Consider the following 8,715-nt stretch of genomic DNA (forward strand, 5'->3'; position numbering starts at 1 on the left):
GCCGTGGGAACGGCCGGGGGCTTCGTACGGATGGTGCGCGATACTGGGATTGAACCAGTGACCTCTTCCGTGTCAGGGAAGCGCTCTCCCGCTGAGCTAATCGCGCGGGTGAACCCGCGTGTGAAGCTTACTGCGTGCGCGATACTGGGATTGAACCAGTGACCTCTTCCGTGTCAGGGAAGCGCTCTCCCGCTGAGCTAATCGCGCGGGGATCCTTGCGGACCAGAACTTCAGTTGTGCTGCGTGCGCGATACTGGGATTGAACCAGTGACCTCTTCCGTGTCAGGGAAGCGCTCTCCCGCTGAGCTAATCGCGCTTGGAGGTGGAGACGGGATTTGAACCCGTGTAGACGGCTTTGCAGGCCGTTGCCTCGCCTCTCGGCCACTCCACCAGGAGTGCGGGGGGTCGGGAAGATCCCCCACTTCCTGCGAGCGGACGACCAGGTTCGAACTGGCGACCTCAACCTTGGCAAGGTTGCGCTCTACCAACTGAGCTACGTCCGCTTGTCTTTCCCGGTGCGCTTGCGCGTCCCGGCGACGTGTTGAACTCTAGCGGATTCCTGGGCCAGTACAAAAACGCGTTTGCGCAGCGTGCTGCGCTGTCACCGGCCCGGGGCGCGCCCAGCGCACCGGTCATAGACTCACAGGCGTGCACAGCGCCCCCCAGATGTCCTCCCGGCCGCCCTCCGGGACGTCCCTGCCCATGGCGCGCTTCGGCGGCCTGCTCGCGACCGGTCTCAGGGACGTGACCAGCGATCCCTCCGCGCTCGACTCCCACGGCTTCTGGGCGGTCTGCGCGGACTTCGAGGGCGAACTGGTCTGCGCCCGCTTCGACGACGTACGCGAGGAGCCGGTGCCCGCTCCGGTGCCGGGAGCGTGGCGCGGGCCCGCCGCCGGAGACTGGACGTCGTCGCTCGACCACGCCGCGTATGTGGACGGAGTGCGTCGGGTGCGGGAACACATCGCGGCGGGCGACGTCTATCAGGCGAACCTCTGCCGCGTGCTGTCCGCGCCGCTTCCGGGCGCCGGTGACGGCGCGGACGGTAGGGACGGTGGGGACGAAGCGGACATCGACGCCCTCACCGCGCTCCTCGCGCGCGGGAACCCCGCTCCGTATGCCGGAACGATCCGCCTGCCCGAGCACGGCGTGGAGATAGCCACGGCCTCCCCGGAGCTCTTCCTGCGCCGCGAGGGCCGCGTCGTCGAGTCGGGGCCCATCAAGGGCACGGGCCGCACCGAGGCGGACCTCCTGGAGAAGGACTACGCCGAGAACGTCATGATCGTGGACCTCGTCCGCAACGACCTCGGGCGGATCTGCGTGACCGGTTCCGTGACCGTTCCCGACCTGTGCGTGATCGAGAAGCATCCCGGGCTCGTCCACCTGGTCTCCACCGTCCGGGGCGAGCTGCGCCCCGACGCCGGCTGGGCCGACCTCGTCGCCGCCGCTTTCCCGCCGGGCTCCGTCACCGGAGCCCCCAAGTCCAGCGCCCTGCGCATCATCGACGCCCTGGAGACCGCGCCCCGCGGCCCGTACTGCGGCGGCATCGGCTGGGTCGACGCCGACCGGGGCGCCGGCGAACTTGCCGTCGGCATCCGCACCTTCTGGATCGACCGCGCGGCGGGCCTGCTGCGGTTCGGCACCGGTGCGGGGATCACCTGGGGATCGGACCCCGAGGGGGAGTGGCGGGAGACCGAACTGAAGGCTGAACGGCTGCTGGCGGTAGCGTCGGGAGCGTACGAAGTGAGTGGAGGGACCCTTTCGTGAAGATCTGGCTCAACGGCGGCCTGCAGGACCTCGAAACCGCCCGCGTCTCCGTGCTCGACCACGGACTCACCGTCGGCGACGGAATCTTCGAGACGGTGAAGTCGGTCGAGGGGCGGCCCTTCGCGCTGACCCGGCACCTGGACCGGCTCGCCCGTTCGGCGCGCGGCCTCGGTCTGCCCGAGCCGGACCTCGACGAGGTGCGCGCGGCCTGCGCCGCCGTGCTCGACGCCGATCCGCTGCCTCTGGGGCGGCTGCGCATCACGTACACCGGAGGTCTCTCGCCGCTCGGCTCGGACCGCGGTGACCAGGGGCAGACGCTGGTCGTCGCCCTGGGCGAGGCGGCCAGGCGCCCCGACACCACCGCCGTGATCACGGTGCCGTGGACCCGCAACGAACGTGGCGCCCTGACCGGCCTGAAGACCACGTCGTACGCCGAGAACGTCGTCGCCCTCGCGCGCGCCCACGAACAGGGCGCTTCGGAGGCGCTGTTCGCCAACACGGTGGGGCAGCTGTGCGAAGGCACGGGATCGAACGTCTTCGTGGTGCTCGACGGCGAGATCCACACGCCGCCGGTCGCCTCCGGGTGTCTGGCGGGCATCACGCGCGCGTTGGCCGTCGACTGGACGAACGCGCGCGAGAGCGATCTGCCGCTCGACGTCCTGGACCGCGCCGACGAGGTGTTCCTGACCTCTACGCTCCGTGACGTCCAGGCCGTGCACCGGATCGACGGGCGCGAACTTCCAGGGGCGCCGGGTCCGGTGACCGCCAAGGCGATGCGGATCTTCGACGAGCGGGCGGCGGACGACCTCGACCCGTGATCGGCGGGCCATGACGCCGCAACAGCTTGTAATCCTGATGACGCTCGAGCCGCAGGGCGGGTAGAACACCACTGATGACCACGACCCTGCGGCCGACCGGGCCGCTTCAGCAGAGCGCTGACGGCGCCAAGTCACGCACGTACGAAGTGCGCGTGAACAGCCGTCCTGTGGGCGGGATAGAACTCGCCACGCACCCCGTCTTCGGGCCTGGTGTCGCCGAGATGCGGGATCTGAGCATCAAGGAGCCCGACCGAAGGCGCGGCCGTGCCACCGTCGCCGTGCTCGCCGCCGAGGAGGTGGTGCGCGGCTGGGGCTGCGAGCGCATCGAAGTGGCGGTACCCGCCGAGGCCGCGGCGGCCCACCGGCTCGCCGTGTCCCTCGGCTACCAGGAGCGCAACCGCCACATGGTCAAGCCCCTGACCGCGGAGCCTGCCGGGCTGCCCGCGGGCGCCGAGGGACGCGAGATGACCGAGGCCGAGTACGAGGTGTGGCTGGCCCGCGAGAAGGAGGACTACGCGCAGACGTGGATCGAGCGCGGGGTCCCCGAGGCGGAGGCGCGCGCCAAGTCCGACGCCGACCACGCCGACCACCTGCCGCAGGGCCTGGCCACCCCCGGCACCAGCCTCAGCGTGCTCACGCACGAGGGCACGAAGGTCGGCACCCTCTGGCTTGCGCTGCGTGACGGCGACGCGTTCGTCTTCGACGTCGAGGTCGACGAGGAGCACCGCGGACGCGGCCACGGCCGCTCCCTGATGCTCCTCGCGGAGACCCAGGCACGGGCGGTGGGCCTTCGCCGCATCGGGCTCAACGTCTTCGCGGGCAACACCCCGGCCCTGCGTCTGTACGAGTCGCTGGGCTACGAACCGGTCATGTACTACGTCTACAAGCAGCTGCTCTAGGCGTCGAGCGGCTGCTTCAGGCGCCGTGCTGCCCGGAGGCCGCGAGCAGGAGGTCCGTGATCTCCTCCACGCGTTCGAGCAGGCCGTCCTGGCTCTTGCCGCCGTCGAGGCGCTCGCCCCCGATGACGTACGTCGGTGTCCCGGTGACGCCGATCGCCTTGCCCTCGGCCTGGTCGGCGTCGACGATCAGCATGTGCCTGCCGTCGACGAGCGCGGTGTCGAACTCCTCCGCGTCCAGCCCCAGTTCACGGGCGGCCTCGACCAGGAAGGGCTCACCCTTGCGGGTCAGCTCCTCGACCTGGCCGAGCACGGCCTCGACGTACGGCCAGCCCTGTCCCTGCTCGAAGGCCTCCTCGGCGGCCTGGGCGGCGGCGAAGGCGTGCTTGTGCTTTTCGAGGGGGAAGTGCCGCAGGCGCAGGTCGACACGGTCGCCGTAGCGGGCACGGAGCACGCGGACGTCGTCGAGGGCGGTCCGGCAGTCCGGGCACTCCAGCTCGCACCAGATGTCGATGACGAGGGGGCCGGTGGGGGCAGCGGGGGCAGAGTCGCTCATGGGGCACAGTCTTCCAGCCCCGCGGCAGCCTGCCGACCGGGGTCCTGGCGCCGACCGGAACCTGGGGAGGAGACCCGACCCTGATATGTCCCTGAAGTCCTCTCAGGGCGTGGCCTGCGGGGCCCGCCCGGTGCAGGATGGAAGGGCGACAGTGTCACCGTCTACGCCAGTACGCCCGCACGCCTGGAGGATCAGATGATTGCCGAGACCGTCTGTTCAGCCGTATCCGCGGCCGGCCTCGGCATAGCCGCGCTCACGGCCTACCGCAAGCGTTTCCTCGCGGCGACGCGCCTTGCCGCCTACTCCCTGGTCCCCATCGGCCTGGTGATGACCGGGGTCGTCGGATGGCTGGCGGACACCGCCTTCAGCATGAAGGCGTGGGCGGGCTTCGGTGTCCTCGGCGTCGCCTGGCTGCTCTTCATGGCCACGCGTGCCGTGGAGCGCCGCACCGGCGGCACCCGCAAGGAGCGCAAGGCCGCGAAGGCGGCCCAGCGCGAGGCGGTGGCCCCCGCGGCGTCCGCGCCCTCTCTGGGCCAGGGCGCCCGCCCGGCCGCCCAGCCGGTGGCTCAGCCGAAGGCGGCGGCGCCCAAGGAGGACTTCAGCGACATCGAGGCCATCCTGAAGAAGCACGGCATCTGAGAGCAGCTCGGGCAGCTGCTCGGACGTCTGAAGGAGCTCAGCCCCCCAGCCGCACCTTCGCGACGACGTTCACGCCCTCGACCCACTGCGTAGACGCGTTGGCGCACCGCACCGCGCGCCCCCTGCCGGGAAACGCGGGATCGGGCAGCGCAAGACCCACGCGATGCGGCCCCCGCGCCCCGGCGGGCACCGTGAGCTCTCCGCGTACGGTCGCCACGGCAGGCCCCGAGTGGTCGTCACCGGTCTCCGCGCGGCCTTGCGGCAGCCAGTCGCACCAGTCCGCCCCCGTGTCCGTGGAGGCCACCGTCCGCCCGTCGGCGTCCAGGAGCACGAGCCGCACGGGACGCGGGTGCTTCGGCGCCGCGAAGCCGCGGTTGACCACGTCGACCTGCACGGGAAGACGGCCGCGCCGGGCGGCGGCGAGATCGTGGCGCGCCTCGCGCACTTCGATGCGGTAGCCCAGGTGATCCCGCAGATACTCGAACTGCGTGCGCGCCACCGACCGCCCGTCACGCCCCCGGAAGTAGCCGTCCGAGACCGGAAGCAGCGCGTCCGCGGTCTGCCGCTCGGTGAGCTCCGCGGTCTTCCAGGCGGGGACGGTCACCGTGGCGTTGTGTACCAGGGAGAGGCTGTCGAACCGGAGCGTCTGGAGCCGCCGCGCGGCGACCACCCCCGGGATGACGGTGCTCCACGCGTACGGATCCGCGCTCTGCCCCTTGTCCCACGGCATCTCCCCGTCCACCATCCGCGTCTGCGAGACGTCCAGATAGCTGGGCCAGCCCGGGTTCTCGGGGACGTAGTAGTCCCACTCGCCCTCGCCGAGCGTCACGTAGTCGTTGTGGAAGCCGACCCGGTCCAGGATCGCCCTGTTGGTGATCAGGTCGCGCTTCTCGGCGTAGCGGACCTGCGTGTGCAGCCCCGGCGGCAGCGCTTCGACGAGGCTCGTCATGATGGCGGTGACCGCGTCGGGGTAGGTCTCGTGGGCGTAGTGACTGCCGTGCCACTCGCCCCAGGTGCCGAGGAATCCGGCCTGCCACACGGCCACCACGTCGCTGTTGCGCGCGACGACCGGCGCCAGCTGTCCGATGTGCCGCTGGATGTCCTGCACGGTGTAGCGGCGGTTCTCGCGTACGCCGTCGTCGTACACGAAGCGCAGGATCGCCGCGTATCCCTTGCGGCGCAGCCCTCGAAAGACGCTCTCGATGTTGTCGAGGGCGCTCTGCGGGATGGTGGAGGTCGCGAAGTCCCAGAGGTAGAAGTACAGCTGGGTGAGGTTCGCGCCGGGGCCGTACTCGCGCTCCAGGACATCGAGGGTCCGCGCGGCGTCGGGGGAGTGGTCCTGTTCGTTCGGCCACGGGCTGGTCAGATCCACCGCGTTGTACGACATCTCGTAGCGGAACCCGCGGCGCGGGTTGGCCAACGGGGCGCGGCCCGCCGGGTCGTCGGGGCGGATGCCGCGATGGGAGACCCGCTGCCAGGAGGGCGCCGGGGTGGCGGACGCGGTGGGTGCGGTGGGGAGCGGCGCCAGCGCTGCCGCGGTCGTGCCGAGCGCGGTCGTCAACAACCGTCTGCGTTCGATGGTCATAAAACTCCCTCGTTCGTGTGGACGGCGGCGGTGCCGAGTCTGACGAGGTGCGTCGCTGGTGAGCCATGGACGGAACGTGCGGGACGCTGGACTTTTGCAGGTCACGGAGTGCGGCGAACTCCCGCTCCTTCCGGGCGTGTTGGTCATCGGCACCCCCGGGACTGAGTCATCATCGCCGCGAGATGCTGGAGACCGCACCGGGCGATGCCGCCCCGCCGACCGATGAGCGAGCCGCGACGGAAGAGCCCAAGGGCTGTCTGTTCGCGCTCTCCCAGCCACCCCTCATGATCTTCCTGGCGGTGATCGGTGTCCTGATCCTGATGGGGTCGTTGCACGACCTGCTGAGGCTCTAGGAGAGGGGCGGAAAGGCGCGGCCGTGGGCTCAGCCCGCCGCTTCCTTGCGCCGGGCCCGGTAGGCGGCGACGTGCAGTCGGTTGCCGCAGGTCCGGCTGTCGCAGTAGCGGCGCGAACGGTTGCGGGAGAGGTCGACGAACGCGTGCCGGCAGTCCGGGGCCTCGCAGCGCCGCAGCCGCTCCTGCTCACCTGCGACCACGAAGAAGGCGAGCGCCATCCCGCAGTCCGCCGCGAGGTGATCGGCGATGGACGCCCCGGGGGCGAAGTAGTGCACGTGCCAGTCGTAGCCGTCGTGGTCGGTGAGCCGTGGCGTGGTGCCCGCCGCCGCGATCAGTTCGTTGATCACCGCCGCCGCGGCCTGTGGCTCGGGCGCCGCGAAGACCTCTCGGAAGCGGCTCCGGACGTGCCGGACTCCGGCGAGGTCACGCTCCGTGAGCACTCCGACGTCACTTATGCCGTGGCTTCGTACGAATTCGCCCAGGGCCGCCAGGTCCGGGAGTCCCTCCGCCCCGGAGCTCGCGGCGCTCTGGGTGCTCGCGGCGTCCGCCGGGTCCGCGGTGTCCGCGGTGTCCTCGTCGTCCGGCGCGGTGTTCACCAGATCGACCACGGCGTCGAGTGCGCACCGGGTGTCGTGGGTGATCAGCACGATTTGCTCCCTGGCCTGGGGGTAGTGGGCTCTGCCCCCGCTCGTCGAGAGCCGGGGAAGGGTGCCCGCCGATGCTGGCCGATGCTAGCGGCTTCACGACACGCACACCGGCGCCGTCCCCGCGGGAATCCGCGGCGACGGCGCCGGTGTGTCTGCACGCGTGTCTGCGCGTGTGTCTTCACTGTGCGGTTGTCATGCCCGAGCCGTCGCCCCGAGTCGGACGGCGCCGGGCGCTCTCGCGCTGCCTGGAGCTAACTTTCGGCCAGGATGTGCGAGAGCTCCGTATCCAGATCGAAGTGGCGGTGTTCCGTGCCGGGCGGCACGGCCGCATCGGTTCGCTTCAGGAAGGACTCCAGGGCCCGCGCCGGGGCCTCGAGCAGTGCCTCACCCTCGGGGGAACTCAGGGCGATGCAGACAACACCCTGACCGTGGCTCCGGGACGGCCAGACTCGGACGTCGCCGGTACCGGTGGGCCGGTGCAGGCCCTCGGCGAGGAGGTCGCGGGCGAACACCCACTCGACGGTTTCCTCGGCTCCGGTGTGGAAGGTGGCGTGCACGGCATAGGGATCGGCCGTGTCATACCGCAGTCCTGCGGGTACAGGCAGTGAGGACTCGCTCGACACAACGAGGCGCAGGTGCAGCTCGCAGCTGACCGTGGTGTTCATAAGCGCCAGGGCCTTTCGCTCAGTGTGCGCTCGGGGATTCGCACGTCGGCGAAATCGACATGCCACCTACGGTGCCGTTGTAAACCCCTCTGAGGGTTTTGGGTGTCTTTAGGTAGCTCGTACGGCGGATTGTGCGTTCGGTCGGTACGCCCATTCCAGTGACGGGTTTCCGTCCGGTAGGGTTTGGCCGTATGAATACGGGGAGTAACGAGCCGGGGGTTGCCGAAACAATCACCGGCACGAAGGACGAACAGCCGCTCGGATCGCGTGCGCCGGAGTTCATCCAGGCCCGCAAGGCGCTGCACCTCAGCTGGCAGGTGGGCGTCTTCATCGTCGGCCTCGCCGTGGTCGGCGCCGGCATCGTCATGCTGCCGCTGCCCGGACCGGGCTGGCTGGTGATCTTCGGTGGAATGGCGATCTGGGCGACCGAGTTCGTCTGGGCCCAGCTGGTCCTTCGCTGGACGAAACGGAAGGTCACGGAGGCGGCGCAGCGCGCGCTCGACCCCAAGGTCCGCCGCCGGAACATCATCCTGACGACCATCGGCCTGGTGATCATCGCCGTGCTCGTCGGGATCTACGTCTGGAAGTTCGGCTTCGAGATGCCGTGGAAGATCAAGGAGTGACCTTCGGGTGACTCCACGGCGGTGGGAGGCACCCGCTGACATGCGGTAATGTTCTCCCTGCGCCCGGGGCGATTAGCTCAGTGGGAGAGCGCTTCGTTCACACCGAAGAGGTCACTGGTTCGAACCCAGTATCGCCCACCCCGGAACTGCGGCCCGGAGGCTTTAAGCC

At 70.1% G+C, this 8,715-nt stretch carries 10 protein-coding genes and 6 tRNA genes; 7 read left to right on the top strand and 9 right to left on the bottom strand.

Features of this window, described 5'->3' with window-relative positions:
* Positions 1 to 31: 31 nt before the first annotated feature.
* The 5 genes from ACFUPX_RS43465 to ACFUPX_RS43485 all read right to left on the bottom strand — a co-directional run bounded on the left by ACFUPX_RS43465 (position 32) and on the right by ACFUPX_RS43485 (position 503).
* Positions 32 to 106, bottom strand: a tRNA-Val gene (locus ACFUPX_RS43465).
* A gap of 29 nt (positions 107 to 135) precedes the next feature.
* Positions 136 to 207: transfer RNA gene (locus ACFUPX_RS43470), tRNA-Val, on the bottom strand.
* Between the two features lie 37 nt (positions 208 to 244).
* Positions 245 to 316: transfer RNA gene (locus ACFUPX_RS43475), tRNA-Val, on the bottom strand.
* 1 nt (position 317) lies between these two features.
* A tRNA-Cys gene (locus ACFUPX_RS43480) sits at positions 318 to 391 on the bottom strand.
* A 39-nt stretch (positions 392 to 430) separates the two neighbouring features.
* Positions 431 to 503, bottom strand: a tRNA-Gly gene (locus ACFUPX_RS43485).
* A gap of 163 nt (positions 504 to 666) precedes the next feature.
* Between ACFUPX_RS43485 and ACFUPX_RS43490 the strand changes: the two genes are divergently transcribed.
* The 3 genes from ACFUPX_RS43490 to ACFUPX_RS43500 all read left to right on the top strand — a co-directional run bounded on the left by ACFUPX_RS43490 (position 667) and on the right by ACFUPX_RS43500 (position 3,481).
* On the top strand, positions 667 to 1,764 hold the full coding sequence (locus ACFUPX_RS43490; protein ID WP_383335196.1) for a chorismate-binding protein: 1,098 nt from the start codon (positions 667 to 669) through the stop codon (positions 1,762 to 1,764).
* A complete protein-coding gene (locus ACFUPX_RS43495) occupies positions 1,761 to 2,582 on the top strand; it encodes an aminotransferase class IV (protein ID WP_383335182.1) in 822 nt (273 codons plus the stop codon). Before ACFUPX_RS43490 ends, ACFUPX_RS43495 begins: the two co-directional genes overlap by 4 nt.
* Before the next feature lie 74 nt (positions 2,583 to 2,656).
* A complete protein-coding gene (locus tag ACFUPX_RS43500) occupies positions 2,657 to 3,481 on the top strand; it encodes a GNAT family N-acetyltransferase (protein WP_383335184.1) in 825 nt (274 codons plus the stop codon).
* Between the two features lie 16 nt (positions 3,482 to 3,497).
* On the opposite strand, the gene ACFUPX_RS43505 is transcribed toward ACFUPX_RS43500, so the two are convergent.
* Positions 3,498 to 4,034 carry a DsbA family protein gene (locus tag ACFUPX_RS43505; RefSeq protein WP_383335186.1) on the bottom strand — a complete coding sequence of 179 codons (537 nt, stop codon included), beginning with the start codon at positions 4,032 to 4,034 and terminating at the stop codon, positions 3,498 to 3,500.
* 195 nt (positions 4,035 to 4,229) lie between these two features.
* Here ACFUPX_RS43505 and ACFUPX_RS43510 point away from each other — a divergent pair, with 195 nt between their 5' ends.
* The gene (locus ACFUPX_RS43510) at positions 4,230 to 4,673 is read left to right on the top strand and encodes a hypothetical protein (protein ID WP_383335188.1); all 444 of its coding nucleotides are present in this window, start codon (positions 4,230 to 4,232) and stop codon (positions 4,671 to 4,673) included.
* A 37-nt stretch (positions 4,674 to 4,710) separates the two neighbouring features.
* Here ACFUPX_RS43510 and ACFUPX_RS43515 read toward each other — a convergent pair whose 3' ends face one another.
* A complete protein-coding gene (locus tag ACFUPX_RS43515; RefSeq protein ID WP_383335190.1) occupies positions 4,711 to 6,258 on the bottom strand; it encodes a DUF4874 domain-containing protein in 1,548 nt (515 codons plus the stop codon).
* A gap of 182 nt (positions 6,259 to 6,440) precedes the next feature.
* Here ACFUPX_RS43515 and ACFUPX_RS43520 point away from each other — a divergent pair, with 182 nt between their 5' ends.
* Entirely contained in the window at positions 6,441 to 6,611 is a 171-nt protein-coding gene (locus ACFUPX_RS43520) for a hypothetical protein (protein ID WP_351164862.1), read from the top strand.
* A gap of 29 nt (positions 6,612 to 6,640) precedes the next feature.
* Here ACFUPX_RS43520 and ACFUPX_RS43525 read toward each other — a convergent pair whose 3' ends face one another.
* Together ACFUPX_RS43525 and ACFUPX_RS43530 are read right to left on the bottom strand one after the other, a co-directional pair.
* Positions 6,641 to 7,258 carry a CGNR zinc finger domain-containing protein gene (locus tag ACFUPX_RS43525; RefSeq protein ID WP_383335192.1) on the bottom strand — a complete coding sequence of 206 codons (618 nt, stop codon included), beginning with the start codon at positions 7,256 to 7,258 and terminating at the stop codon, positions 6,641 to 6,643.
* Positions 7,259 to 7,509: 251 nt separating this feature from the next.
* Complete coding sequence (locus ACFUPX_RS43530) at positions 7,510 to 7,923, bottom strand: SsgA family sporulation/cell division regulator (protein ID WP_003959770.1); 414 nt, start codon at positions 7,921 to 7,923, stop codon at positions 7,510 to 7,512.
* Between the two features lie 191 nt (positions 7,924 to 8,114).
* Here ACFUPX_RS43530 and ACFUPX_RS43535 point away from each other — a divergent pair, with 191 nt between their 5' ends.
* Positions 8,115 to 8,546 carry a TIGR02611 family protein gene (locus ACFUPX_RS43535; protein WP_383335194.1) on the top strand — a complete coding sequence of 144 codons (432 nt, stop codon included), beginning with the start codon at positions 8,115 to 8,117 and terminating at the stop codon, positions 8,544 to 8,546.
* Between the two features lie 66 nt (positions 8,547 to 8,612).
* Positions 8,613 to 8,684 (top strand) — tRNA-Val (locus ACFUPX_RS43540).
* Positions 8,685 to 8,715: the final 31 nt, after the last annotated feature.

This window comes from Streptomyces sp. NPDC057302 (assembly GCF_042667685.1).
Classification (GTDB): domain Bacteria; phylum Actinomycetota; class Actinomycetes; order Streptomycetales; family Streptomycetaceae; genus Streptomyces.